This is a genomic window from Acidovorax sp. SDU_ACID1 (assembly GCF_045291395.1).
In the GTDB taxonomy this organism is placed as follows: Bacteria; Pseudomonadota; Gammaproteobacteria; order Burkholderiales; family Burkholderiaceae_C; genus MR-S7.
Window position 1 is genome coordinate 285,424 of sequence record NZ_CP152342.1, and the last position, 24,518, is coordinate 309,941.

A 24,518-nucleotide genomic window follows, 5' to 3' on the forward strand; every position below is an offset into this window, starting at 1 on the left:
GGCTCCCCATGTCCGAACACCTCCCGCCCACCATCGACCCGGTCGCCGCGGCCCGCTGGCACGCCATGGTGCCGCAGGCGTCGCCGTGGCTCCACGAGGAGGTGGCGCGGCGCATGCAGGACCGGCTGCAATGGATCGTGAAGCCCCCTGCCGCGTGGTGCGACTGGGACCCCGTGCGCGGCGGCATCGAGGGCCATGCCCTCGTGGGGCAGCGCTTCGCGCAGGCCGCCAGCCACATTGCGGAAACGTCCTCGCCTGCCGGCGAGGCGGCCGCCCAGGCGCATTTCGGCAAGGCCTGGTGGAGCCCGGCGCGCTGGTCTTCGGCCGCGCCGCGCTTCGGCGTGCCGCCCGATGGCGGCGTGCAGATGCTGTGGTCCAACATGGCGCTGCACATGGCGGCCGACCCGCAGGCGCTGATCGCGCGGTGGCACAAGGCGCTGGCCGTGGACGGCTACCTGATGTTCTCCTGCCTGGGGCCGGACACGCTGCGCGAGCTGCGGGCGCTCTATGCCGCGCTGGACTGGCCCGCGCCCGGGCATGCGATGACCGACATGCACGACTGGGGCGACATGCTGGTGCAGGCCGGTTTCGCCGAGCCCGTCATGGACATGGAGCGCATCGTGCTCACCTTCGCCACGCCCGCGCGCCTGCTGCAGGAACTGCGGGGGCTGGGGCGCAACCTGCATCCGCAGCGTTTTACCGCCTTGCGCGGGCGGCGCTGGCATGCGAACCTGGAGCAGGCCCTCGCCGAGAGGCTGGCCGATGCGCGCCAGGGCGGGCAGCTCGCGCTGACTTTCGAGATCGTCTACGGCCACGCCTTCAAGCCCACGCCCCGCGTGCGCATGGAGGGCAGCAGCGCGGTGGCGCTGCAGGACATGCGCGACATGCTGCGTGCCGGCAGGCACAGGGAGCGCTGAGCGGCGCACGTGCCATTCGCGCTGTCAATGATTTCCCTCAATGCGCGCTACAATTCTTGGCGATTGCGGATTCGGAACTCTCTTGGGTTGCGGCAGCGCCTGCGCTGCCCAGCCGTCGCATCTCCTGAGGCCCTGAAGGCGCGCTGGCGCCGCCGGGCCTTCTGCCTGCGTCACTCCTCGGCCGCCTTTCCTTGGGACTAATGCGTATTGCCGCTGGGTCCGGGGCTGGGCATGCTGCAAGAGATCGAGAGAGTCCGTGGCGGGGCGCAAGCCCCGCCGATGGATTGCGGAGACAACAGGCTGCCAGGAATGCGGTCTGGACTGATTGGTAAGCCGGGTTCATGGGAACCCAGGCGGGCCTCGGGCAACGCGCGGCGTAGCCGCCGTCCGGGCTGGTCTGGGGGAGGGATTCGCATGGCTTTGCGCGCTGCTGACCCCACGCAGGGGCGCGCTGAGGGATTGGTCAATTGGAGCTTAGAAGTAAGTGAGAACTATGAAGAGCATTTCCAACAAGCTGGCTTCTACGCTGCTGGTGGTCGGGGCATGGCTGGGCTCTGCGGCCCATGCGGTCCAGGACCTGCCTGGCGGTCCCGCGGTGAACCAGCTCAACCTGCACCCCCCGTCACCAAGATTGCCGAGGAGCAGCACTTCCTGCATTGGATGATGCTGGTTATCTGCACGGTGATCTTCATCGGCGTGTTCGCGGTGATGTTCTATTCCATCTGGAAGCACCGCAAGTCGCGCGGCGCCCAGGCGGCGAACTTCCATGAGTCCGTGACCGTGGAAGTGGTCTGGACCATCGTTCCCTTCATCATCGTGATCCTCATGGCGCTGCCGGCCACCAAGGTGCTGGTCGCGCAGAAAGACACTACCAACGCCGACCTCACCGTCAAGGTGACCGGCTACCAGTGGAAGTGGGGCTACGACTACATCTCCGGCGAGGGAGAAGGGCTGGCCTACATCTCCACGCTGGACAGCAGCCACCGCCAGATGTCCGACAGCGGCAATGTCTCCCAGGCGCCCGCCGACTACCTGCTGAAGGTGGACAACCCCCTGGTGGTGCCCGTGGGCAAAAAGGTGCGCGTGATCACCACGGCCAACGACGTGATCCACGCCTTCATGGTGCCGGCCTTCGGCATCAAGCAGGACGCCATCCCCGGCTTCGTGCGCGATACCTGGTTCCGCGCCGAGAAGGTGGGTGACTACTACGGCCAGTGCGCCGAGCTGTGCGGCAAGGAGCATGCCTACATGCCCATCCACGTGAAGGTCGTCTCCGCACAGGACTACACGCAGTGGGTCGATGCCGAGAAGAAGAAGGCCGCCGCCAAGCAGGACGACCCCAACAAGGTCTGGACGCTGGAGGCCCTGCTGCCCCGCGGCGAGAAGGTCTATGCTGCCAACTGCGCTGCCTGCCACCAAGCCAACGGCAAGGGGGCGGGCCCGATCAAGCCGCTCGACGGCTCGGCCCTGGTCAAGGACGAAGACCATGCCAAGCAGATCCAGATCGTGCTCAAGGGCGCGGCCAACGGCGCCATGCCTGCCTGGGCGCAGCTGAGCGACACAGACCTCGCCGCCGTGGTGACCTACACCAAGAACGCCTGGTCCAACAAGACGGGCCAGCTCGTGCAGCCCGCGGAAATCGTGGCCCAGCGCGGCAAGTAAATCGCAAGCCCCACGTTATTTGAGGATTCGACAATGAGCGCAGTTCTGGACAACCACGGGCACGCCGGCGGACACGCACACGGCCACGACGACCATCACCACCACGGCCCGACCGGCTGGCGGCGCTGGGTGTTCGCCACCAACCACAAGGACATCGGGACGCTGTACCTGCTGTTCTCGTTCACCATGCTGATGATCGGCGGCGTGCTCGCGCTGCTGATCCGCACCGAGCTGTTCCAGCCCGGCCTGCAGCTGGTGAACCCCGAGCTGTTCAACCAGCTCACTACCATGCACGGCCTGATCATGGTGTTTGGCGCCATCATGCCGGCCTTCGTGGGCTTCGCGAACTGGATGATCCCGCTGCAGATCGGCGCGTCCGACATGGCGTTCGCGCGCATGAACAACTTCAGCTTCTGGCTGATGATTCCTGCAGCCATCATGCTGGTCAGCTCGTTCTTCATGCCCGGCGGCGCGCCTGCTGCGGGCTGGACGCTCTATGCGCCGCTCACGCTGCAGATGGGCCCGTCCATGGACGTGAGCATCTTCGCGATGCACGTGCTGGGCGCCTCGTCCATCATGGGTTCGATCAACATCATCGTCACCATCCTGAACATGCGCGCGCCTGGCATGACGCTGATGAAGATGCCCATGTTCTGCTGGACCTGGCTCATCACCGCCTACCTGCTGATCGCCGTGATGCCCGTGCTGGCCGGCGCCATCACCATGACGCTGACTGACCGCCACTTCGGCACCACGTTCTTCAATCCCGCCGGCGGCGGCGACCCGGTGATGTACCAGCACATCTTCTGGTTCTTCGGCCACCCCGAGGTCTACATCATGATTCTGCCGGCCTTCGGCATCATCAGCCAGGTCGTGCCGGCCTTCAGCCGCAAGAAGCTGTTCGGCTACGCGTCGATGGTGTACGCCACCTCGTCCATCGCCATCCTGTCGTTCATCGTGTGGGCCCACCACATGTTCACCACCGGCATGCCGGTGACGGGCCAGCTCTTCTTCATGTACGCCACCATGCTGATCTCCGTGCCCACGGCCGTGAAGATCTTCAACTGGGTGGCCACCATGTGGCGCGGTTCCATGACCTTCGAGACGCCCATGCTGTTCGCCGTGGGCTTCATCTTCGTGTTCACGATGGGTGGCTTCACCGGGCTGATCCTGGCCATGGCGCCGATCGACATCCAACTGCAGGACACCTACTACGTGGTGGCCCACTTCCACTACGTGCTGGTGGCCGGCTCGCTGTTCTCGATGTTCTCGGCCTACTATTACTGGGCGCCGAAGTGGACGGGCGTGATGTACTCCGAGACGCGCGGCCGCATCCACTTCTGGGGCTCGCTGATCACGTTCAACATCACGTTCTTCCCCATGCACTTCCTGGGCCTGGCCGGCATGCCCCGCCGCTACGCCGACTACCCGATGCAGTTCGCCGACTTCAACGCGCTGGCCTCTATCGGCGCCTTCGGCTTCGGGCTGATGCAGGTGTACTTCTTCCTGTTCATCGTGGTGCCCGCCATGCGCGGCCAGGGCGAGAAGGCGCCCCAGAAGCCCTGGGAAGCCGCCGAAGGCCTGGAATGGGAAGTTCCCTCGCCGGCCCCCTTCCACACCTTCGAAGTTCCGCCCAAGCTCGACGCCTCCGCCACGCGCGTGATCGGCTGAAGCGGTCCCATGCCTGGAACACCCACAATGACCACTCCCGAGCAGAAGAAGTCCAACCTGCGCATGGCGCTGGTGCTGGCATCGGTGGCGCTGGCCTTCTTCATCGGGTTCATGGTCAAGATGGCCTGGCTGCATTGACGGGGCAGAGGCCATGAGTCGGCGCGGCGACAATCTGAAGATGGTGGGCAAGCTGGCCGTGGTGTCGGCCGGCATGTTCGCGTTCGGCTACGTGCTGATCCCCATCTACAAGCACATCTGCGAGCTGACCGGCATCAACATCCTGTCGCTGTCGGAGCGGCAGGTGCCGGGCAACGGCGTGGCCGGGCGGGACGTGAAAGTGCCCGCCAACACGCAGGTGGACCGAAGCCGCACCATCACCGTCGAATTCGACGCCAACGCGCGCGGCCCGTGGGACTTCAAGCCCGCGCAGCGCTCGGTGAAGGTGCATCCGGGCGAACTCACCACGGTGATGTACGAATTCCAGAACGTGCAGGACCGCCGCATGGCCGCGCAGGCCATTCCCAGCTACGCGCCGCGCCAGGCCGCCGCGCACTTCAACAAGCTGGAGTGCTTCTGCTTCAACCAGTACACGCTGGAGCCGGGCGAGAAAAAAGAATGGCCCGTGGCCTTCGTGATCGACCCGCGCCTGTCCAAGGACGTGACGACGATCACGCTGTCCTACACCTTCTTCGAGGTCGGCGGCAAGACCCCGCCCGCGCCGCAGTCCACTGCCACAGCGCCCGCGGCCTATGCCCTGGAGGCAGGATCGTGAGCCATGCCATGAACGAGCCGCAACGCACCCCACCCGCCCGCAAGGGCTCGCTGCTGCGCACGCTGCGTGCGGTGGCCTGGTCCCTCATCGGGCTGCGCAAAGGCTCGGAATACCAGGCCGACCAGGAGAAGCTGCAGCCGCTGCACATCGTGTTCGTAGGGCTGGTAGCGCTCTTCGCGCTGGTGCTGCTGCTGATCGGGCTGGTGAACTGGGTCGTGTGACCGCCAAGAGACAACTGAGAAATCTGAGAACGAGGAGCTGAAATGAGTGCATCTACCCACGGCACGACGCCTTACTACTACGTTCCCGCGGAGTCCCGGCACCCCGTGCTGGCGGCTGCCGGGCTGTTCTTCGTGATCCTGGGCGCGAGCCAGTGGATCAACGGCCACGGCTGGGGCAAGTATTCGCTGGCCTTCGGCCTGGCCTGGTGGCTGTTCGTGCTGTACCAGTGGTTCCGCGACGCTGCGCACGAGAGCGAGGGCGGCCTGTACGGGCGCAAGATCGACATCTCGTACCGCTGGAGCATGAGCTGGTTCATCTTCTCCGAGGTGATGTTCTTCGGCGCCTTCTTCACGGCCTTGTGGTGGGCGCGCGCGCACTCCGTGCCGGCCCTGGGCAGCCTTGACAATGCGCTGCTGTGGCCCGACTTCAAGGCCGTCTGGCCCAGCATGGCCGCTGGCGTCACTGCCTCGCCCGCGGGCATCGTGGAGCCGTTCCAGACCGTAGGCCCCTTCTGGCTGCCCACCATCAACACGGCGCTGCTGCTCACCTCGGGCGTGACGCTCACCATCGCCCACCACGCGCTGCGCGAAGGCCACCGCGCCAAGACCATCGGCTTCATGTGGGTCACGGTGGTGCTGGGCTTCGTCTTCCTGTGCGTGCAGGGCTACGAGTACTACCACCTCTACACCGACCTGAACCTCAAGCTCAGCTCGGGCGTGTTCGGCTCCACTTTCTTCATGCTCACGGGCTTCCACGGCTTCCACGTGTTCGTGGGCATGCTGATGCTGTTCTTCATCACGCTGCGCCTGCAAAGCGGCCACTTCACGGTCGAGCGCCACTTCGGCTTCGAGGGCGCGGCCTGGTACTGGCACTTCGTGGACGTGGTGTGGCTGGGCCTGTACATCCTGGTGTACTGGATGTGAGGCTGCCGCCTTGCGATGAAAAAAGCGCCGCGAGGCGCTTTTTACGCGGGCGGCGCTCCTGTCTCAGGGCGCGTCAGCGCGGCGTGGCGGGCAGGCCCGTCGGTTGGATGTACCCTAGCTTCCAGGCCGCCAACAGGCACAGGAAGAGCACGACGGACAGCCCCACGCGCAGCGCCAGGGCGCGCGCCATGCGCTTGCTGCGCTGCGCATCGTCGCCGCGGCTGCCGCGCATCATGAAAAAGAGCGCGGAGCCCAGGCTTGCGATGATGGCGAGGAACGCCAGAGCCACCAGGATCTTCATGCGACCCATTATCCAACGACCTTTCGGCTTGCGCTTCTGGCTGATCCTGCTCGCCGCCGTCGCGGCGATGGCGGTCACCGCCTCGCTCGGGCGCTGGCAGCTGTCGCGCGCAGCGCAGAAGCTGGCGCTGCAGGCCGCCATCGACGAGCGCCAGGCCCTGCCGCCCTTGGCGCCGGGCGAACTGCTGCAGGGCGGCAGCGACGACGACGTGCTGCTGCACCGCCGCGTGGTGCTGCGCGGCCAGTGGCAGCCCGAGGCCACGGTGTTCCTGGACAACCGGCAGATGCAGGGCCGGCCCGGCTTCTTCGTCTTCACCCCGCTGCGCCTGGAGGGCCGGCAGGCCGTGGTGCTGGTGCAGCGGGGCTGGGCTCCGCGCGACTTCCAGGAGCGCACGCGCCTGCCACAGGTCGCCACGCCGCAGGGCAGCGTGGAGGTGGCCGGCCGCGTGGCAGGTGCGCCCGCGCGGCTGTACGACTTCGCGCCAGCCGGGGAAGGCGAGGGGTCTTCGCGCATCCGGCAGAATCTCGACTTGGCCGCCTACGGGGCCGAGTTTTCCCTGGCGCTGCCGCCCCTGACCATCGTGCAGACGGGCGATGCCAGCGACGGGCTGCGGCGCGACTGGGCGGTCACGGGCAGCGGCGTCGACAAGCATTACGGCTACGCATTCCAATGGTTCGGGCTTTGCGGCCTGGTGGCAATCCTCTATGTCTGGTTCCAAATCGTCCGACGCTTCCCTGGCCGCGCGCGCGCGCTGAAGGCCAGCAGCCGCTGGGCCTCACCGTGCACAGCCTGCCGCCCGCGGGCGACGCAGTGGCGGCGCTGCAGCGCTCGCGCAGCGGCCGCTGGCAGATGCTGGCCGTGCTGGCGGTGTGCGCCGCGCCGGTGATCGCCTCGTACTTCACCTACTACGTCGTGCGCCCCGAGGGCCGGCGCAACTATGGCGAGCTGGTCGAGCCGCAGCGCGCCATCCCCGCGCAGGCGTCCGCCCGCACGCTGGGCGGCGCACCGCGCGCGCTGGAAAGCCTGCGCGGCCAGTGGCTGCTGGTCAGCGTGGCGCCCGGCGCCTGCGCCGACGCCTGCCGCAACCACCTGTACCTGCAGCGTCAGCTGCGCGAGAGCATGGGCCGCGAGAAGGAGCGCCTGGACTGGGTATGGCTGGTGTCCGATGATGCGCAACTGCCCGACGACATCGCCCCCGCGCTGGGCCAGGCCACCGTGCTGCGCGTGGACTCGGCCACGCTCGGCGCATGGCTGCAGCCCGCCGCGGGGCAGGCGCTGGCGGACCACCTCTACGTGGTGGACCCCATGGGCCACTGGATGATGCGCTTCCCCGCCCACATGGACCGCGCCGGCGCCGCCAAGGCCAAGCGCGACCTGGAGCGCCTGCTGCGCGCCTCGTCGTCCTGGGACCAGCCCGGCCGCACGGACGGGGCGGGGCAGGAACAGCCATGACCGACGCCCAGCCGCTCTACGACCTGGCGCCGCTCATCGAGCTGATGGCGCTGGGCGTGGTCATCGCCCTCGGGCCGCTGGCCTGGGTGTGGTGGCGCGGGCGCGGCAGCACGCCCGTGCGGCGGCTGCAGGCGCTCACGGTGCTCACGCTGTTCCTGACCTTCGACCTGGTGCTGTTCGGCGCCTTCACGCGCCTGACCGACTCGGGTCTGGGCTGCCCCGACTGGCCCGGCTGCTACGGCAATGCCAGCCCCGTGGGCGCGCATGCCGAGATCTCCGCCGCGCAGCAGGCCATGCCCACCGGCCCGGTCACGCACGGCAAGGCCTGGGTGGAGATGATCCACCGCTACCTCGCCACCGGCGTGGGCGTGCTCATCATCGCGCTCACCGTGGGCGCGTGGCGCCAGCGCCGCCGCGGCCAGCCGCTGGCGCACAGCCCCTGGTGGCCCACGGCCACGCTGGTCTGGGTGTGCCTGCAGGGCGCGTTCGGCGCGCTCACCGTCACCATGAAGCTGTTCCCCGCCATCGTCACGCTGCACCTCATTGGTGGCTTGGTGCTGCTAGCCCTGCTGTGCGTGCAGGCCGTGCGCCAGACGCTGGCCGCGCGCGGCGCGGCGCCCGTGGCCCTGCCGCGCGGCCTGCGCACGCTGCTGGCAGTGACCGCGCTGCTGGTCGCGGCACAGGTCGTGCTGGGCGGCTGGGTCAGCACCAACTACGCGGTGCTGGCCTGCACCACCTTCCCGCAATGCCAGGGAAGCTGGTGGCCCGACATGGCCTTCGGCGAGGGCTTCCAGCTCTGGCGACCGCTGGGCCTGCTGCAGGACGGCAGCCACATCAGCTTCGCCGGGCTCACCGCCATCCACTATGCGCACCGGCTCGCGGCCTACTTGGTGCTGCCGCTGCTCGCGCTGCTGGCCTGGCGCCTGGTGCGCGCGGGCGCGCTGCGCGACCCGGCGCGCTGGCTCGCGGGCCTGGCGTTGCTGCAATTCGCCACCGGCCTGTCCAACGTGGTGCTGGACTGGCCGCTGGTCGCGGCCGTGCTGCACACCGGCGGCGCCGCCGCGCTCGTCGTGGTGCTGACCTGGGCGCTGGCCGCCAGCCGCGCGGTGGCCCATGCCGCACCGGCGCCTTCCATCGCAAAGAGAGTTTCCGCATGAGTGCCGCCCCCGCGCCCGCACATCCGCCGTCGCACGCCCTGCCGTCGCGCTTCTCGCAGTTCTATGCGCTGACCAAGCCGCGCGTGGTGCAGCTCATCGTGTTCTGCGCCTTCATCGGCATGGTGCTGGCCGTGCCCGGCCTGCCCAGCGGCCCGCAGTGGGCGCTGATGGCCGTGGCCTGCGCAGGCATCTGGCTCGTGGCCGGGGCCGCGGCCGCCTTCAACTGCCTGGTGGAGCAGGGCATCGACGCACGCATGAAGCGCACCGCCTGGCGGCCCACGGCCAAGGGCGAGCTGTCCAATACGCAGACGCTGCTGTTCTCCGCCGCGCTGTGCGCGGCCGGCTCGGCGCTGCTCTATGTGTGGGTGAACCCGCTGACCATGTGGCTCACCTTCGCCACCTTCGTGGGCTACGCGGTCATCTACACCGTCATCCTCAAGCCGCTCACGCCGCAGAACATCGTGATCGGCGGCGCCTCGGGCGCCATGCCGCCCGTGCTGGGCTGGTCCTCCATGACCGGCGAGGTGGGCCCCGAGGCGCTGATCCTGTTCCTCATCATCTTCCTGTGGACGCCGCCGCACTTCTGGGCGCTGGCGCTCTACCGCGTGGAGGACTACCGCAAGTCCGGCCTGCCCATGCTGCCCGTCACCCACGGCAACGAGTTCACGCGGCTGCAGGTGTTCCTCTACACGCTGATCCTGTTCGCCGGCTGCCTCATGCCCTTCGTCTACGGCATGAGCTCGTGGATCTACCTGGCCGCCGCCATCGTGCTGGGCGCGGGCTTCTGCCTGTACGGCTTCTGGCTGTGGCGCGATTATTCCGACCAGCTCGCGCGCAAGACCTTCCGCTTCTCCCTCATCCACCTGAGCCTGCTGTTCGCGGCCCTGCTCGTGGACCACTACGTGCTGTGATGCAAAAACGTGATGCTCTTAAAAGAATAGCTGCTAGCGCTTTCCTGGTAAGCGCTACGGCCATTTTTTCTGCTTGCTCTCCCCAGGCGCCTACGTTCCAGGGCGTGGACGTGACGGGCGCGGAGTACGCCCGGGACCTGCCGCTCACCGACCACAACGGCCAGCCGCGCCATCTGCGCGACTTCGCCGGCAAGGTGGTGGTGGTGTTCTTCGGCTACACGCAGTGCCCGGACGTGTGCCCTACCTCCATGTCCGAGCTGGCCGAGGTCAAGCGCGCCTTGGGCGACCAGGGCGGCAAGCTGCAGGGCATCTTCGTCACCGTCGATCCCGAGCGCGACACGCCCGAGGTGCTCAAGGCCTACATGGCCAACTTCGATCCCAGCTTCCTCGCGCTGACCGGCACGCCCGAGCAGCTGGCTGCCGTCGCCAAGGACTTCAAGATCTACTACAAGCGCGTGGAGGGCCAGACGCCCACGAGCTACACCATGGACCATTCCGCCGGCAGCTACGTCTACGACACCGCCGGCCGCCTGCGCGTCTACCACCGCTACGGCAGCGGGGCGCAGGCGCTGGCCTCCGACGTGCGCGCGCTGCTGCAGGAAGGCTCCTGAGCCGGGGCCGGGGCGGCCCGAACCGCGAAGCGCGTCACATTGGCGTGCGATAGTCCCGCGGCGTGGGAGCAATCCCCGTGCGCGCCGGTGCGCGAATCCCTAGAGTGGCGGCGCCACTGTCCAAGGAACCCGCACCCATGCGCCGAAACGAGCCCACCACGCAGCGCGAATACGCCCTGGGCGATGACGAGACGCTGCTGTCCGTCACCGACCTCAAGGGACGCATCGTCTATGCCAACGATGCCTTCATCCGCGTGAGCGGCTTCGGCCAGGAGGAACTCTACGGCCATGCCCACAACGTGGTGCGCCACCCCGACATGCCGCCGTCGGCCTTCGCCGACATGTGGGCCACGATCCAGCGCGGGCTGCCCTGGACGGCCCTGGTGAAGAACCGCCGCAAGAACGGCGACCACTACTGGGTGCGCGCCAACGCGAGCCCGCTGCGCCGCGGCGGCGCGGTGGTGGGCTACCTGTCGGTGCGCACCAAGCCCTCGGCGCGCGAAGTGAGCGAGCACGAGGCGGTCTACCAGCGCATCAACGCCGGCGCGGGCCACCTCGCGCTCTACCGCGGCTTCGTGGTGTTCAGCCGCGGGCTGCGTTCCTGGCTGGCGGGGCTGCGCTTCCTGGGCGTGGGCACGCGCCTGTCCGCGGCCGTGGGAGCGCTGGCGGGGCTGGGCGCGCTGGGCATGCTGGCCGTGGCCGCCCAGGCGCATGCCGGGGCGGCCGCCTTCGCTCCGGCGCTGGCGCTGTGGCTCGCGGCCAGCGCGGCCCTGGCCTGGTGGCTGCACCGCAGCGTCGCGCGGCCGCTGGGCGCGGTGCTGGAGCAGGCGCGCGCGGTGGCCAGCGGGCAGCGGGCGCGCCCGCTCTACGCGGGGCGCGGCGACGAGATCGGCGAGCTGATGCGCAGCCTGCAGCAGGCGGGGCTCAACCTCATGTCGTTGGTGGACGACATCCAGGGCAAGGCCGGTGCCGTGCGCGCCTGCGCACAGGACATGGAGGAGGGCAACCAGCACCTGTCCGGGCGCACCGAGGCCGCCGCCGCCAGCCTGGAGCAGGCCGCCGCGGCGACGGAGGAGCTCTCGGTGGCCATCCGCGCCAACAGCGACAAGGCCGGCCACGCGGCCGATTGCGCCGCCTCGGGCCTGGCAGCCGCGAGCGAGGGCGTGCAGGCCATGGCGCGGCTGGGGCAGGGCATGGAAGGCATCGCCCAGGCCAGCCGCCGCGTGTCGGAGATCAGCACCATGATCGACGGCGTGGCGTTCCAGACCAACCTGCTGGCGCTCAACGCCGCCGTCGAGGCCGCGCGCGCGGGCGCGCAGGGGCGCGGCTTCGCCGTGGTGGCCGCGCAGGTGCGCGAGCTGGCGCAGCAGAGCGCGCAGTCGGCGCACGACATCAAGGCGCTGATCGAGGCCTCGCAGGCCCAGGTGCGCGGCGGCTCCGAGGCCGCCGACCGCGCGGGCCGCACCATGCAGGACGTGGTGGATGCCATGCAGCGGCTGGCCGCGATCGTGCAGGACATCCGCCACGCCAGCCAGGAGCAGGCCGACGGCGTGGGCCAGATCCACCAGGCCATGGCGCAGCTCGAGGAAATGACCCAGAACAACGCGGCCCTGGTGCGCCATGGCGTGGACCTGGGCCGCACCCTGGCGCAGCAGGCCGTGCGTCTGGACGCGGCGGCCTCGGTCTTCCAGACAGACGCGGCATGACGGGGCGCTACGCCGAGCCCTTCGGCTCCCACGGCCTCGTGCGGCTGGACGCGGACGCCGCGCTGGTGCGCGCCGCCATGGATGCCGCGCCCGACGGCATCGTGCTCGTGCAGCACGATGGCGCCATCCTCTACGCCAACGCCGCCATGGCCGCGATCTCGGGGTATGCGCTGGCCGAGCTGCTGGGCACGTCCGTGCACCGGCTGCTGCCGCGCAGCCACCGGATGCGGCACGCGGAGCAGATAGCCGGCTATTTCGACGGCCCTTCGCGCCGGCCCATGGGCATGGGGCGGGACCTGTGGCTGGAGCGCAAGGACGGCAGCCTGATCCCCGTGGACGTGGCGCTGGGCCACACCGAGCAGGGCGGCGGCGCGGCCGTGGCCTTCGTGCGCGACATCACCGAGCTGCGCCGGCTGGAGGCGCGCATGCACTACCAGGCCACGCACGACACGCTGACGGGCCTGGTCAACCGCTGGCAGTTCGGCCAGCGGCTGGAGCAGGCCATCGCCGAGTCGGCGCGCCAGGGCGAGCCGTTCGCGCTGCTGCTGCTGGACCTGGACGACTTCAAGGCCATCAACGACGGCTACGGCCACGCGGCGGGCGACCAGGTGCTGGTGGAGGTGGCGCGGCGCCTCAAGGGCGCGCTGCGCGCGAGCGACACGCTGGCGCGCCTGGGGGGCGACGAATTCACGGTGCTGCTGCAGCCGCTCGCTGGTCCCGCGGAGGCCGAGCAGCGCGCGGCCGAGCTGCTGCAGGTGCTGTGCCAGCCCTGCCGCATGCACGGCTTCGAGCTCAACTTCGGCGCCAGCTTGGGGCTGGCCCTGTGCCCCGCCGACGCGCGCGACGCCGCCACCCTGCTGCGCTACGCCGACATGGCCATGTACCAGGCCAAGGAGCGCGGCCGCGCCAACTTCGCGTTCTACACCGACTACATGGGCCGCCGGATGGCCGAGAAGATCCTGCTGCACGACCGCCTCAAGCTCGCGCTGTCCTACGGCGGGCTGGCGCTGCACTACCAGCCGCAGGTGTGCGTGGCCACGGGGCGCGTGCAGGCCGTGGAGGCGCTGCTTCGCTGGAGCGACCGGAGCTGGGCGACGTCTCGCCCGAGCGCTTCATCCCCGTGGCCGAGGCCACGGGCCTCATCCTGGCGCTGGGCGCCTGGGTACTCGACGCCGCCTGCCGCCAGACCGCGCAGTGGGCGCGCGCGGGCCTGGCGCTGCGCGTGGCGGTGAACCTGTCGGCCCAGCAACTGCGCCAGACCGACCTGGTGGACCAGCTGCGCGGCAGCCTGGCCGTGCACGGCACGCCGCCCGGGCTGCTGGAGCTGGAAGTGACCGAGTCCGAAACCATGGCCGACCCCGAGCAGGCGCGCCAGGTGCTGTGCAACCTGCAGGCGCTGGGCGTGGGCGTGGCGCTGGACGACTTCGGCACCGGCTACTCCTCGCTGGTGCACCTCAAGCAGCTGCCGGTATCGCGCATCAAGATCGACCGCGAATTCATCCGCCCGCTGCTGCACAGCGAGGCCGACGCCACCATGGTGCGCGCCATCATCGGGCTTGCCCGCACGCTGGGCCTGCACGTGGTGGCCGAGGGCGTGGAGGCGGTCGAGCAGCTGCGTTTCCTGGAGCAGCACGGCTGCGAGGCCTACCAGGGCTGGCTGTATTCCAAGGCCGTGCCCGCGGCGCAGGTGCTGGCCCTGCTGCGCAGCGCGGGCACCCAGGAAGACAGCGTGCCCGCCGCGCTCACGGAATAAGAGCCAAAAACGGCTCCAGCGCTTTCAGGGGAAGCGCGAGCAGCTATGTTTTCTGAAGCGGCGGGTTGCCCGCCGCGAGCGCGAGCAGCCGCGCGCGGTGGATCTCGCAGTGCCAGCGGTCGTGGCGCACCACGCACTGCTGCTCGCCGAGCTGGCGCAGCGTGCGTGCGATGGTCTCGCGCGTGGTGGCCAGCAGCGTGGCCAGCACGGTGTGGCTGGGCAGGCGCACGAGCGTGCTGCGCTGCAGGCTCGCCAGCTGCAGCAGCGCGCCCGCCAGTTGCCCGGCGGTGCTGCGGATACGCACCACGCGCGCCCAGTCGGCCAGCTGCGCGTTGATGTCGGCGCATTCCCAGGCCAGGGCGAACAGGAATTCCGCATCCGCCAGCGCCTGCGTGCCCACGGCGGCCACGGCCACCTCGCACACGCGCCCGGCCGACAGCGCCTGGCACGACAGTGCCTCCGGCCGCTGCAGCAGCGCCATGCCGCCGAGCAGCTGGCCCCCGCCGAACATGCCCACGGGGCGCTCCACGCCGTCGTCCCCGCTGCGCAGTGCGAGCACCGTGCCCACCTTGATGACCTGGAAGGTGGCGGCGGCCCGGCCCTGCTGCTGCAGCCGGTCGCCCTTGTGGAAGGAGCGCTCCGCCACATGCGGGCTCCAGCGCTGGCGCACGGCTTCGCGCTGGCGGCCCAGCAGGCATTGATTCTGGCAGGCGCAGGCCAGGCAGCCCAAGGGACGTTCGACGGTCATGGCGGGGGTGGATCGCTGTGGTCGGGAAACCCGCGATCATTGCCGCCTCTTTGCTGCATTGCAACAAAATGTAGCGCTATCCCGTGCCCTGGAATCACTCCGCCTTGATCTGGCGCAAGCGAATGATCTCGCCCAGCGCCCGGGTGTCGGCCTGGATGCGGTTGGCCAGCCCTTCGGTGGAGGAGCCCACCGCCTGCCAGCCCTGCTGGAACAGCTTGGCGCGCACCTCGGGGCTGCGGGCGATGCCGCCGATCAGCGCCGCCAGGCGCGCGCGCACCGGTGCGGCCATGGCCGCGGGCGCCGCGAAGGCGTTCCACATCTCGAGCTGCACGCCTTGCACGCCGGCCTCGGCCAGGCTGGGCACGCCGGGCGCGAGCGTGCTGCGGCCTGCGGAAGTGACGCCGATCAGCCGCAGCCGGCCCGCGCGCTCCTGCGCCAGCGCCAGCGCCGGCGGCAGCAGCGCCATCTGCAGCTGCCCGCCCAGCATGGCCGTGGCCACCTGCGGATAGCCGGGGTAGGGCACGTGCACGGGGTCGATGCCCGTGCGCGCCTTGAGCAGTTCCATGCCGAGATGGCCCACGGTGCCCACGCCGGGTGTGCCGTAGCTCCAGCGGTCGCCGGCCTGGCGCGCCGCCGCGAGGAAGGCGCGCGCGTTGCCGGACGCAGGCACGCCGTCCTGCCCCACGGGTGCCGTCAGCAGCAGTGGCGAAGTGCCGAGCAGCGACAGCGGCGCCAGGTCCCGGGCGGGGTCGTAGGGCAACTGCGGGTTGAGCAGCCTGGCGATGGTCAGGTTGCCGTTGATGAACAGGCCCACCGTGTGCCCGTCCCGCGCCTGGGCCACGGCATGGGCGGCGATGTTGCCGCCCGCGCCCACCTTGTTCTCCACCACCACGGGCTGGCCCAGCGCCTGCGCCAGCGGCTCGGCGAAGGTGCGCGCCGTCAGGTCGGGGGAGGAGCCGGGCGGAAAGCCGACGATGATGCGCAGCGGCCTGGCGGGCCAGGCGTCTGCGAAGGCGCTGGGAAGGGCGAGGGCCGGGGCCAGGGTCAGCAGGGTGCGGCGTTGCATGGCGCGTTCTGGGGGTGCAAAGAAAAACGCGCAGCCTGAGGGGCTGCGCGTTCGGTGGGGAGCCGGTCAGGCGTATTCGGCCAGCGCCTTCTTCATCTTCTTCATGGCCGCGACCTCGATCTGGCGGATGCGCTCGGCGCTCACGCCGTACTCGGCCGCCAGCTCGTGCAGCGTCATGCCGCCGGAGCCGTCGTCCTGCACGTTCAGCCAGCGCTCCTCGACGATGCGGCGGCTGCGCGCGTCCAGGCTTTCCAGCGCGGTGGCGATGCCGTCGGTCGCCAACATGTCGCGCTGGCGCGTCTCGATCATCGCGGTGGGTTCATGCGCCGCGTCGGCCAGGTAGGCGATGGGGCCGTAGGCCTGCTCGCCATCGTCGCCGGGCGTGGGGTCCAGCAGCACGTCGCCGCCCGACAGGCGCGTTTCCATCTCGATGACTTCCTCGCGCTTCACGTTGAGCTGCTCGGCCACGAGGTCGATCTCATGGTCGGACAGCGTCTCGCGGTGCGTGTCGGCATCCAGTGCCTCGGCCTTGAAGCCCTGCTTCATCGACCGCAGGTTGAAGAACAGCTTGCGCTGGGCCTTGGTGGTCGCCACCTTGACCATGCGCCAGTTCTTGAGGATGTATTCGTGGATCTCCGCCTTGATCCAGTGCATGGCGTAGCTCACCAGGCGCACGCCCTGGTCGGGGTCGAAGCGCTTGACGGCTTTCATCAGGCCCACGTTGCCCTCTTGGATGAGGTCGCCGTGCGGCAGGCCGTAGCCGAGGTATTGGCGCGAGATCGATACCACCAGGCGCAGGTGCGACAGCACCAGGCGGCCGGCGGCCTCGACGTTGCTGTCTTCCTTGAGCTGGCGCGCATAGCGCTGCTCCTCCTCCTGCGTGAGCAGGGGGATGCGGTTGACGGCAGAGATATAGGCGTCCAGATTACCCAGCGGGGGAACCAGGGCCCAGGGGTTGGCGGGCGCCAGCGTCGTTGTCGCGGTGGGTGCAGTCTGGAAGGCCATACCGGGAGTCCTTTCTTGCATGGGGTTCATATTAGCACTCCGTTAGAGGGAGTGCTAAAGGCGGAGTTCCCGTGTGGATGCAGGAAATCGCCCACAGAGGGAAATAAGGTAAAAAGCGGCTCCAGCGCTTATCCATAAAGCGCAAGCAGCTATCAAATTGGAAGTCCATGACCGCCATCATCGCCGTCGTCACCACCACCGTCGCCAGCGCGGCCGATGCCCGGCGGCTGGCCTCGGGTGCCGTGCAGGCGCGGCTGGCCGCCTGCGTGCAGGTGGAGTCCATCGCCTCGCACTACGTCTGGCAGGGCGCGCAGCATGAGGACGCCGAGTGGCGCCTGGCGTGCAAGACCCTGCTCGAGGCGGCGCCCCCCTGCGCGCCTGGCTGCGGGCGCAGCATCCCTACGAGGTGCCGCAACTGCTGACCCAGGTCGTGGAAGCCGAGGCGGATTACGCGCAGTGGGTGGCCGGGCAGGTGGACGGCGGGCTCTAGGTCGCTTGCGGCACCGACGCGCGCGCGGCCTGCTCGAACTGCGCCAGCTCCATCGGCCGCCCGAACAGGTAGCCCTGGAATGCGGTGCACCCGTGTTCCAGCAGGAACTGGTGGTGCGCGGCGGTTTCCACGCCCTCGGCGATGACCTGAAGCCCCAGGCTGCCGGCCAGCGCGATGATGGTGCGCGCGATGGCGGCGTCGCGCGGGTCCTGCAGCACATCGCGCACGAAGCCCTGGTCGATCTTGATCTGTGCGAGCGGCAGGCGCTTGAGATAGCCGAGCGAGGAATAGCCGGTGCCGAAGTCGTCCAGCGAGAAGCCCAGGCCGTGGGCCTGCAGCGCGTGCATGGTGGCGATGGCACCCTCCACGTTGTGCAGCAGCAGGCTTTCGGTCAGCTCCAGCTTGATGCGCGCCGGGTCTGCGCCGGTGGCCTGCAGCAGCGCGGCGACCTGGTCCACGAAATCTTCCTGCAGGAACTGGCGGGCGCTCACGTTGATGGCCAGGTTCAGGTGCCGCAGGGCCGGGTCGTTCCGCCACAGGGCCTGCTGGCGCAGCGCCGTCTCCATGACCCAGTGGCCCAGCGGCAGGATCAGGCCCGTCTGCTCGGCCAGCGGGATGAATTCGGCGGGCGAGACCATGCCCTGCTCGGGGTGGCGCCAGCGTACCAGCACCTCGGCGCCGGTCACCCGCCCGCTGCTTTCCACCTGGGGCTGGTAGAGCAGCAGGAACTGCGCCTCGCGCAGGCCGTGGTGCAGCTCGGCCTCCAGCAGCGCGCGGCGGTTGACGGCTTGCTGCATGTCGGGGTCGAAGAAGCGCAGCGTGTTGCGCCCGGCGTCCTTGGCGCGGTACATGGCCATGTCGGCCTGCTTGAGCACCTCGTCCACCGAGTCGGGCACATGGGCCAGCAGCGTCACCCCGATGCTGGCGGCGCCGTGGTAGGCGTGGCCGTCCAGGTTGTAGGGCTGGCGCAGGCGGTCCAGGAAGTGCTCGCACAGCTCGCGTGCCTGGGCGGCGGCCTCGTGCGCATCGGTGCCCAGGTGCTGCAGCACGATGACGAATTCGTCGCCGCCCAGGCGCGCCACGGTGTCCTGCGCGCGCACGGCGTCGGACAGGCGCTGGGCGGCCTGGCGCAGCAGCAGGTCGCCCACCTCGTGGCCCTGGGTGTCGTTGAGGGTTTTGAAGTTGTCCAGGTCCACGAACAGCACGGCGGTGGTCTGGCCCGCGCGCGCGCCGCTGGCCAGCACCTGGCGCAGGCGGTCGGCCAGCAGGCGGCGGTTGGGCAGGTGCGTGAGCGCGTCGTGGAACGCCAGGCGGTGGGCCTCCTCCTCGGCGGCCTTGCGGCCGGAGACGTCGATGTCGATGCAGAACATCTCCGGCGGCTGGCCGGGCACCTGGATGAAGGCGTGGCTGGAGAAGACGTGGACCGGCGCGCCACCCTTGCGCTGCAGCTGCAGCTCGCCCGAGGGGATGGGTACGCCGGTGGCGAACATGCGCGCCATCTCCGCGCGCACGCCATCGTGCATCGGCGGCGGGATGATCAGCTCCAGCAGGCTGCGGCCCAGCGCTTCGTCCTGCGTGTAGCCGTAAATTTGCTCGGACGCCTGGTTCCAATAGGTCGTGGTGCCGTCGGCCCGGTAGCCCTGCACCGAGATGGAGGGGATGTTGCGCAGCACCGTGCGAAAGCGCAGTTCCGATTCGCGCAGGGCGCTTTCGGACTGCTTGCGCTCGGTGATGTCGCGGGCCAGAAAGACGGCGGACGTGGCATCCATGCGCTGGGCGCGGCCCTCGAAATAGCGCAGGCCCGCGCGCGTCTCCAGCGCGTACTCGATGCCCAGCGTGCGGCCGGTGCGCAGGGCTTCGCGGATCAGTGCCAGGCCGCTGTCTGCCAGCGTCGCGGGCAGCACGTCGTGCAGGCGCTGGCCAATGGGGGCGTGCGCCTCTGCGGCCAGCAGCGTGTCGTCAGGAGAGAGCACGTCCATGCAGCGCCCTTCATCGTCGATCACCAGCAGCAAATCGGGAATGGCCTGGGTGATGGCATGCAGGCGCGCCGCCGTGGCGCGCAGGGCCTGCTCGGTGGCCAGGCGTTTCTCCGCGTCGCGCAGCAGCAGGCCCAGCGCCACGGTAGCGGCGGTGAAGGTGAGCAGGAAGGGCAGGGCGACGGTCTGGTTGAGCTCGCGTACCACGGAAGCGGGCAGCGCCTGCAGCAGCGCCAGCACCGCCGCGTGCACCAGCAACCCGAAGACGGCCAGCGTGCCGGGCCCCACTCCGAGCAGGCCGCGTGCGCGGGCCTGGCGGTAGGCCAGCCCCGCCAGCGTGCACACCAGGATCACCTGCACGCTGGTCGCCGCCCCGGCGCCGCCCAGCGACAGCCGCCCGGCGATGGCCATGACCGCCGCGATGGCCGCCACCAGCGGCCCGCCGAACAGGCCCGCCATGCTGAGCACCACCGAGCGCGCGTCGATGATCACGCCCGGCGCCACCGTCACCGGCGCCAGCATGCCCACCACGCAGATGCCGCCGAAGATCAGGCCCGAAACCGCCTGCCCCACCAGGGGATGGCTGCGCCACAGGCGCACGTTGAATGCGTGCAGGAAGCACAAGGCCAGCAGGAGCGCGAAGCCTTTGGCGAGTTCGATGAACATGGGCTGCGCGCAGTGGGGCGTGGGCGGTCAGGCCAGCAGCGCCTGCGCGAATTCGCGCGCGCTGAACGTCTCCAGGTCTTCCACGCGCTCGCCCACGCCGATGAAGTAGACGGGAATGGGCCGCTCCTGGGCGATGGCGGCCAGCACGCCGCCCTTGGCCGTGCCGTCGAGCTTGGTGACGACGAGGCCCGTGAGCTGCAGCGCGTCGTCGAACGCGCGCACCTGCGCCAGCGCGTTCTGCCCGGTGTTGCCGTCGATCACCAGCAGCACCTCGTGCGGCGCGCCGGCGTCGGCCTTGGTGATCACGCGCTTGATCTTCTGCAGCTCCTGCATCAGGTGGAGCTGCGTGGGCAGGCGCCCGGCCGTGTCCACCAGCACCACGTCCTTGCCGCGCGCGCGGCCGGCGGTAACGGCGTCGAAGCTCACGGCCGCGGGGTCGCCCCCTCCTGGCTGATGATCTCCACCGTGTTGCGCGTGGCCCAGACGCCGAGCTGCTCGCGCGCCGCGGCGCGGAAGGTGTCGGCCGCGGCCAGCAGCACACTCTCGCCGTGGTCGGCCAGATGCTTGGTGAGTTTGCCGATCGAGGTCGTCTTGCCCGCGCCGTTCACGCCCGCCACCATGATCACGGTGGGCTGGTGCTCGCCGATCACCAGCGGCTTCTCCAGTGGGCGCAGCAGGTCGGCCAGCGCATCGGCCAGCAGGCCCTTGACGGCGGCGGGCTCGGTGGCCTTGGCTTCCTTCACCCGGCGCTTCAGGTCATCGAGCAGGTGCTGCGTGGCCTTCACGCCGGTGTCGGCCATGAGCAGGGCCTCTTCCAGCTCGTCGTACAGCGCGTCGTTGATCTGCGTGCCGGTGAAGACGGTGGCGATGCTGGTGCCGGTCTTGCGCAGGCCCGTCTTGAGCCGGTCCATCCATCCCTGGCGGGCGGCCTCGGGCGGCTGCGGCTTCGGGGTGGGCTCTGGCGCAGCCGGCTGAGGCGCTGCCGGCTCGGGTGCGGGGGAAGCGGTATCCGCCGGGGCGCCGAAAGGATTGCGCAGCCAGCCGAACGCGCCGCCCTTGTCCGCTGCGGGCGCCTCGGCGGCGGGTTCTGCGGGGGCCGGGGTGTCGAGTGGGGGTTTTTTCTTGAAGAAACTGAACATTGGCGGGTTCTTAGAATCGGAGCCATTCTATGAAACGCGCCATTTCACTCCTGGCCCTTGCGGCCTGCCTGCACGCGGGCGCGCAGCCCGCCCCCCTTCATCCCCCGCCACCGCCGCGCCCCAGGCCGCCACGGCCACGGGCGCGCAGCAGTTCACCTTGAAGAACGGCATGCAGCTCATCGTGCAGCCCGACCGGCGCGCGCCCACGGCGGTGCACATGGTCTGGGTGCGCGTGGGTTCCATGGACGAGGTGGACGGCACCTCCGGCGTGGCCCACGTGCTGGAGCACATGATGTTCAAGGGCTCCAAGGCCGTGCCGCCGGGCGAGTTCTCGCGCCGCGTGGCGGCGCTGGGCGGGCAGGAGAACGCCTTCACCAGCCGCGACTACACGGGCTACTACCAGCAGATCCCGGCCGAGCGGCTGGCCGACGTGATGCAGCTCGAATCCGACCGCTTCGCCCACAACCAGTGGCCCGACGAGGAATTCAAGAAGGAAATCGAGGTGGTCAAGGAGGAGCGCCGCATGCGCACCGAGGACCAGCCGCGCGCCGCGCTCATCGAGCAGCTCTACGCGGCCACCTTCATCGCCTCGCCCTACCACCGCCCCGTGGTGGGCTGGATGAGCGATCTGGACGCCATGACACCCCATGATGTGCGCCAGTTCCACCGCCACTGGTACATGCCGCGCAATGCCGTTGTGGTGGTGGCGGGCGACGTCGACCCCGAGCAGGTCCGCCAGCTCGCCGAGAAGACCTATGGCGCCATCCCCGACCGCGCCGTGCCCGCGCGCAAGCCGCGCACCGAGCCCGAGCAGAAGGGCCTGCGCCGCATCGCCTTCAAGGCCCCGGCCGAGCAGAGCTACGTGGCCCTGGCCTTCCGCGTGCCCGGCGTGGAGCGCATCGACGCCATGCAGGACACCGACCGCGACGGCCTGGCGCTGCTGGTGCTGTCGGCCGTGCTCAGCGGCTACGACGGCGCGCGGCTGGAGCGCGCGCTCACGCAAGGCGCGGACCGCGTGGCCGACGGCGCGGACAGCCAGGCCTCCGTGTTCGGCCGCGGCCCCGCGCTGTTCCTGATGACCGGCGTGCCCGCCGCGGGCAAGACCGCCGCCCAGGTGGAAGAAGCCCTGCGCGCCGAGGTGGCCCGCATCGCGCGCGAAGGCGTGAGCGAGGCCGAGCTGTCGCGCGTCAAGACGCAGTGGGCCGCTTCCACCATCTATGCGCGCGACTCGCTGCAGTCGCAGGCCAGCGACCTCGGCAGCAACTGGGTGCAGGGCCTGCCGCTCGACGCGGACGACCGCATCCTGAAGCTGCTGCGCGGCGTGACCCCCGCGCAGGTGCAGTCCGTGGCCGCGCGCTACTTCGGCGACGACCAGCTCACCATCGCCACCCTGCTGCCCCAGCCCGTGGTGCCGGGCGCGCAACGCGCCGCCCCCGCTGCCGGCGATCGGATGCACTGATGATGAAAACTCTCAAAACAATAGCTGCTCGCGCTTTACTGGTAAGCGCTGGAGCCATTTTTTATGCGCAAAGCGCCTGGGCGCTGCTGCCCATCCAGCACTGGACGGAAGACAGCGGCGCGCGCGTCTGGCTGGTCGAAAGCAAGGCCATTCCCATGGTGGACGTGCAGATCGATTTCGACGCCGGCAGCCGCCGCGATCCCGCCGCGCAGGCGGGCCTGGCCGCTGCCTCCGCGCTGATGAGTGCCAAGGGCGTGCGCGCCACCGCCACCGGCGATGCCGCCATGGACGAGAACGACCTGGGTGAAGCCTGGGCCGACCTGGGCGCCAGCTTCGAGGCCGGCGCCGAGCGCGATGGCCTCGTGTTCACGCTGCGCTCGCTCACCGAACCCGACCTGCTGGAGCGCGCCGCCCGCCTGGCCGCGCGCCAGCTCGGCGAGCCCAGCTTCCCCGCCCCCGTCTGGCAGCGCGAGCGCGCGCGCTGGGAGGCCGGCATCAAGGAGGCCGACACGCGCCCCGGCACCGTCGCCTCCAAGGCTTTCTCCACCGCCGTGTACGGCACGCATCCCTATGGCCAGCGGCCCACGGCCGAGACCCTGGCACGCATCGGCGTGGAAGACCTGCAGACCTTCCACACGCGCTACCAGCGCGCCTGCCGTGCGCGCGTGGCCATCGTCGGCGCGCTCGACCGCGCCCAGGCCCAGGCCCTGGCGCGCACGCTGCTCGCGCGTCTGCCCCAGGGCGAATGCACGCCGCTGCCGCCCGTGCCCGAGGTGCAACCGCTGGCCCAGGCGTCCGGGCAGCGCATCCCCTTCGCGTCGGCGCAGGCCCACGTGCTCGTCGGCCAGCCCGGCTTCGTGCGCCGCGATCCGGACTTCCTCGCGCTACTGGTGGGCAACCACATCCTGGGCGGCGGCGGCTTCACCTCGCGACTGACCAACGAGGTGCGCGAAAAGCGCGGCCTCTCGTACAGCGTGGGCAGTGGCTTCTCGCCCGGGCTGAACGCGGGCGCCTTCGTGGTCGGCCTGCAGACGCGCCCCGACCAGGCCGCGCAGGCCCTGCAGGTCACGCAGGACGTGCTGGTGCGCTTCGTCGCCGAAGGCCCCACCGAGGCCGAGCTGCGCGCCGCCAAGGACAACCTCATCGGCGGCTTCGCGCTGCGCATCGACAGCAACCGCAAGCTGCTGGCCAACGTGGTCAACATCGCCTGGAACGACCTGCCGCTGGACTACCTGGAGCACTGGACCGACCGCGTCGAGGCCCTCACTGTGGCCGACATCCGCGCCGCCTTCCAGCGCAAGCTGCAGCCCGGGCGCATGGCCAGCGTGGTGGTCGGGGGCCAGCCTTGAACGTGAAGAAGCCTGCGGGCGAGGTCCGCATCATCGGCGGCCAGTGGAAGCGCACCCGCCTGGCCGTGCCCGACCGCCCCGGCCTGCGCCCCACGCCCGACCGGGTGCGCGAGACGCTGTTCAACTGGCTGGGCCAGGACCTGACTGGCTGGCACTGTGTGGACGCCTTCGCGGGCACCGGCGCGCTGGGCCTGGAAGCCGCCTCGCGCGGCGCCGCGCAGGTGCTGCTGGTGGAGCAGGACCCGGGCCTGGTGGCGCAGCTGCAATCGCACCAGCGGCGCCTGAAGGCCGACGCCGTGCGCGTGCAGCGCGGCGACGGCATCGCCGCCCTGCGCCAGTGCGCGCCGCGCAGCCAGCACCTCGTCCTGCTCGACCCGCCGTTCGGCGCGGCGCAGCTGTTCGCCCCCGCCCTGCAGGCCGCACGGGAGGCCGTGGCCGAGGGGGGCTTCATCTACCTCGAAGCACCCGCCGCCTGGAGCGCGGACGATGGCGGCCTGGTGCTGCACCGCCACCTCAAGGCGGGCGCGGTCCATGCCCATCTGCTACAGGTTCAATAGCTGCC

20 protein-coding genes and 5 pseudogenes are annotated in these 24,518 nt (G+C 70.0%); 19 read left to right on the forward strand and 6 right to left on the reverse strand.

Annotation, left to right across the window (positions count from 1 at the left end; genetic code table 11):
• Positions 1–8 precede the first annotated feature (8 nt).
• The 7 genes and pseudogenes from AAG689_RS01300 to AAG689_RS01330 all read left to right on the forward strand — a co-directional run bounded on the left by AAG689_RS01300 (position 9) and on the right by AAG689_RS01330 (position 6,167).
• Positions 9–917: a biotin synthase gene (locus tag AAG689_RS01300; RefSeq protein WP_406624447.1), complete on the forward strand. Its 909-nt coding sequence runs from the start codon at positions 9–11 to the stop codon at positions 915–917.
• A 493-nt stretch (positions 918–1,410) separates the two neighbouring features.
• Positions 1,411–2,579 (forward strand): annotated as a pseudogene (gene coxB / locus AAG689_RS01305) (cytochrome c oxidase subunit II).
• Between the two features lie 33 nt (positions 2,580–2,612).
• Positions 2,613–4,250, forward strand: a complete 1,638-nt coding sequence (gene ctaD / locus AAG689_RS01310) for a cytochrome c oxidase subunit I (RefSeq protein ID WP_020230751.1) — start codon at positions 2,613–2,615, stop codon at positions 4,248–4,250.
• Positions 4,251–4,277: 27 nt separating this feature from the next.
• Positions 4,278–4,388, forward strand: coding sequence for a cytochrome oxidase small assembly protein (locus tag AAG689_RS01315; protein WP_020230750.1), 111 nt, complete (start codon positions 4,278–4,280; stop codon positions 4,386–4,388).
• Positions 4,389–4,401: 13 nt separating this feature from the next.
• A complete protein-coding gene (locus tag AAG689_RS01320) occupies positions 4,402–5,022 on the forward strand; it encodes a cytochrome c oxidase assembly protein (protein ID WP_406624448.1) in 621 nt (206 codons plus the stop codon).
• Positions 5,023–5,030: 8 nt separating this feature from the next.
• The gene (locus AAG689_RS01325) at positions 5,031–5,243 is read left to right on the forward strand and encodes a DUF2970 domain-containing protein (protein ID WP_034691783.1); all 213 of its coding nucleotides are present in this window, start codon (positions 5,031–5,033) and stop codon (positions 5,241–5,243) included.
• A gap of 42 nt (positions 5,244–5,285) precedes the next feature.
• Positions 5,286–6,167, forward strand: coding sequence for a cytochrome c oxidase subunit 3 (locus AAG689_RS01330; protein ID WP_406624449.1), 882 nt, complete (start codon positions 5,286–5,288; stop codon positions 6,165–6,167).
• A gap of 73 nt (positions 6,168–6,240) precedes the next feature.
• Here AAG689_RS01330 and AAG689_RS01335 read toward each other — a convergent pair whose 3' ends face one another.
• Positions 6,241–6,468 (reverse strand): twin transmembrane helix small protein, encoded by a 228-nt coding sequence (locus AAG689_RS01335; protein ID WP_406624450.1) that lies wholly within the window; start codon positions 6,466–6,468, stop codon positions 6,241–6,243.
• On the opposite strand from AAG689_RS01335, the pseudogene AAG689_RS01340 reads away from it, so the two are divergent.
• The 7 genes and pseudogenes from AAG689_RS01340 to AAG689_RS01370 all read left to right on the forward strand — a co-directional run.
• A pseudogene (locus AAG689_RS01340) lies at positions 6,467–7,216 on the forward strand (SURF1 family protein); the annotation flags it as partial. The gene AAG689_RS01335 and the pseudogene AAG689_RS01340 sit on opposite strands and share 2 nt — an antisense overlap.
• Positions 7,217–7,248: 32 nt before the next feature.
• Complete coding sequence (locus tag AAG689_RS01345) at positions 7,249–7,920, forward strand: hypothetical protein (protein WP_406624451.1); 672 nt, start codon at positions 7,249–7,251, stop codon at positions 7,918–7,920.
• Positions 7,917–9,077 carry a COX15/CtaA family protein gene (locus AAG689_RS01350; RefSeq protein ID WP_406624452.1) on the forward strand — a complete coding sequence of 387 codons (1,161 nt, stop codon included), beginning with the start codon at positions 7,917–7,919 and terminating at the stop codon, positions 9,075–9,077. Before AAG689_RS01345 ends, AAG689_RS01350 begins: the two co-directional genes overlap by 4 nt.
• Complete coding sequence (gene cyoE, locus AAG689_RS01355; RefSeq protein ID WP_020230742.1) at positions 9,074–9,988, forward strand: heme o synthase; 915 nt, start codon at positions 9,074–9,076, stop codon at positions 9,986–9,988. Before AAG689_RS01350 ends, cyoE begins: the two co-directional genes overlap by 4 nt.
• Positions 9,988–10,599 (forward strand): SCO family protein, encoded by a 612-nt coding sequence (locus tag AAG689_RS01360; RefSeq protein WP_406624453.1) that lies wholly within the window; start codon positions 9,988–9,990, stop codon positions 10,597–10,599. The genes cyoE and AAG689_RS01360 overlap by 1 nt, the downstream gene beginning before the upstream one ends.
• Before the next feature lie 137 nt (positions 10,600–10,736).
• Entirely contained in the window at positions 10,737–12,305 is a 1,569-nt protein-coding gene (locus AAG689_RS01365) for a methyl-accepting chemotaxis protein (protein WP_406624454.1), read from the forward strand.
• Positions 12,302–14,058: pseudogene (locus AAG689_RS01370) on the forward strand (putative bifunctional diguanylate cyclase/phosphodiesterase). Before AAG689_RS01365 ends, AAG689_RS01370 begins: the two are co-directional and overlap by 4 nt.
• Positions 14,059–14,101: 43 nt before the next feature.
• Here the strand turns inward: AAG689_RS01370 and AAG689_RS01375 are convergent.
• The 3 genes from AAG689_RS01375 to rpoH all read right to left on the reverse strand — a co-directional run bounded on the left by AAG689_RS01375 (position 14,102) and on the right by rpoH (position 16,877).
• On the reverse strand, positions 14,102–14,806 hold the full coding sequence (locus tag AAG689_RS01375) for a Crp/Fnr family transcriptional regulator (RefSeq protein WP_406624455.1): 705 nt from the start codon (positions 14,804–14,806) through the stop codon (positions 14,102–14,104).
• Between the two features lie 94 nt (positions 14,807–14,900).
• Entirely contained in the window at positions 14,901–15,872 is a 972-nt protein-coding gene (locus AAG689_RS01380) for a Bug family tripartite tricarboxylate transporter substrate binding protein (protein ID WP_406624456.1), read from the reverse strand.
• Positions 15,873–15,938: 66 nt separating this feature from the next.
• Complete coding sequence (rpoH, locus tag AAG689_RS01385) at positions 15,939–16,877, reverse strand: RNA polymerase sigma factor RpoH (RefSeq protein WP_020230735.1); 939 nt, start codon at positions 16,875–16,877, stop codon at positions 15,939–15,941.
• Between the two features lie 167 nt (positions 16,878–17,044).
• Between rpoH and cutA the strand changes: the two genes are divergently transcribed.
• Positions 17,045–17,299, forward strand: a complete 255-nt coding sequence (gene cutA, locus AAG689_RS01390; RefSeq protein WP_406624457.1) for a divalent cation tolerance protein CutA — start codon at positions 17,045–17,047, stop codon at positions 17,297–17,299.
• Complete coding sequence (locus AAG689_RS01395; protein ID WP_406626261.1) at positions 17,284–17,367, forward strand: hypothetical protein; 84 nt, start codon at positions 17,284–17,286, stop codon at positions 17,365–17,367. The genes cutA and AAG689_RS01395 overlap by 16 nt, the downstream gene beginning before the upstream one ends.
• Here AAG689_RS01395 and AAG689_RS01400 read toward each other — a convergent pair.
• A complete protein-coding gene (locus AAG689_RS01400; protein ID WP_406624458.1) occupies positions 17,364–20,009 on the reverse strand; it encodes an EAL domain-containing protein in 2,646 nt (881 codons plus the stop codon). The genes AAG689_RS01395 and AAG689_RS01400 overlap by 4 nt on opposite strands.
• Positions 20,010–20,036: 27 nt before the next feature.
• Positions 20,037–21,148 (reverse strand): annotated as a pseudogene (gene ftsY, locus AAG689_RS01405) (signal recognition particle-docking protein FtsY).
• Between the two features lie 29 nt (positions 21,149–21,177).
• On the opposite strand from ftsY, the pseudogene AAG689_RS01410 reads away from it, so the two are divergent.
• The 3 genes and pseudogenes from AAG689_RS01410 (at position 21,178) to rsmD (ending at position 24,513) form a co-directional block, all read left to right on the forward strand.
• Positions 21,178–22,607 (forward strand): annotated as a pseudogene (locus tag AAG689_RS01410) (M16 family metallopeptidase).
• Positions 22,608–22,609: 2 nt separating this feature from the next.
• Positions 22,610–23,956, forward strand: coding sequence for a M16 family metallopeptidase (locus AAG689_RS01415; protein ID WP_406626262.1), 1,347 nt, complete (start codon positions 22,610–22,612; stop codon positions 23,954–23,956).
• Positions 23,848–24,513: a 16S rRNA (guanine(966)-N(2))-methyltransferase RsmD gene (rsmD, locus tag AAG689_RS01420; RefSeq protein ID WP_406626263.1), complete on the forward strand. Its 666-nt coding sequence runs from the start codon at positions 23,848–23,850 to the stop codon at positions 24,511–24,513. The genes AAG689_RS01415 and rsmD overlap by 109 nt, the downstream gene beginning before the upstream one ends.
• Positions 24,514–24,518: the final 5 nt, after the last annotated feature.

Excerpts from the sequence above, each read along its gene's own strand:
- AAG689_RS01300 (WP_406624447.1), top strand. The coding sequence starts at position 9 with ATGTCCGAACACCTCCCGCCCACCATCGACCCGGTCGCCGCGGCCCGC.
- ctaD (WP_020230751.1), top strand. The coding sequence starts at position 2,613 with ATGAGCGCAGTTCTGGACAACCACGGGCACGCCGGCGGACACGCACAC.
- AAG689_RS01315 (WP_020230750.1), top strand. The coding sequence starts at position 4,278 with ATGACCACTCCCGAGCAGAAGAAGTCCAACCTGCGCATGGCGCTGGTG.
- AAG689_RS01320 (WP_406624448.1), top strand. The coding sequence starts at position 4,402 with ATGAGTCGGCGCGGCGACAATCTGAAGATGGTGGGCAAGCTGGCCGTG.
- AAG689_RS01325 (WP_034691783.1), top strand. The coding sequence starts at position 5,031 with ATGAACGAGCCGCAACGCACCCCACCCGCCCGCAAGGGCTCGCTGCTG.
- AAG689_RS01330 (WP_406624449.1), top strand. The coding sequence starts at position 5,286 with ATGAGTGCATCTACCCACGGCACGACGCCTTACTACTACGTTCCCGCG.
- AAG689_RS01335 (WP_406624450.1), bottom strand. The coding sequence starts at position 6,468 with ATGAAGATCCTGGTGGCTCTGGCGTTCCTCGCCATCATCGCAAGCCTG.
- AAG689_RS01350 (WP_406624452.1), top strand. The coding sequence starts at position 7,917 with ATGACCGACGCCCAGCCGCTCTACGACCTGGCGCCGCTCATCGAGCTG.
- cyoE (WP_020230742.1), top strand. The coding sequence starts at position 9,074 with ATGAGTGCCGCCCCCGCGCCCGCACATCCGCCGTCGCACGCCCTGCCG.
- AAG689_RS01360 (WP_406624453.1), top strand. The coding sequence starts at position 9,988 with ATGCAAAAACGTGATGCTCTTAAAAGAATAGCTGCTAGCGCTTTCCTG.
- AAG689_RS01365 (WP_406624454.1), top strand. The coding sequence starts at position 10,737 with ATGCGCCGAAACGAGCCCACCACGCAGCGCGAATACGCCCTGGGCGAT.
- AAG689_RS01375 (WP_406624455.1), bottom strand. The coding sequence starts at position 14,806 with ATGACCGTCGAACGTCCCTTGGGCTGCCTGGCCTGCGCCTGCCAGAAT.
- AAG689_RS01380 (WP_406624456.1), bottom strand. The coding sequence starts at position 15,872 with ATGCAACGCCGCACCCTGCTGACCCTGGCCCCGGCCCTCGCCCTTCCC.
- rpoH (WP_020230735.1), bottom strand. The coding sequence starts at position 16,877 with ATGGCCTTCCAGACTGCACCCACCGCGACAACGACGCTGGCGCCCGCC.
- cutA (WP_406624457.1), top strand. The coding sequence starts at position 17,045 with ATGACCGCCATCATCGCCGTCGTCACCACCACCGTCGCCAGCGCGGCC.
- AAG689_RS01400 (WP_406624458.1), bottom strand. The coding sequence starts at position 20,009 with ATGTTCATCGAACTCGCCAAAGGCTTCGCGCTCCTGCTGGCCTTGTGC.
- AAG689_RS01415 (WP_406626262.1), top strand. The coding sequence starts at position 22,610 with ATGAAAACTCTCAAAACAATAGCTGCTCGCGCTTTACTGGTAAGCGCT.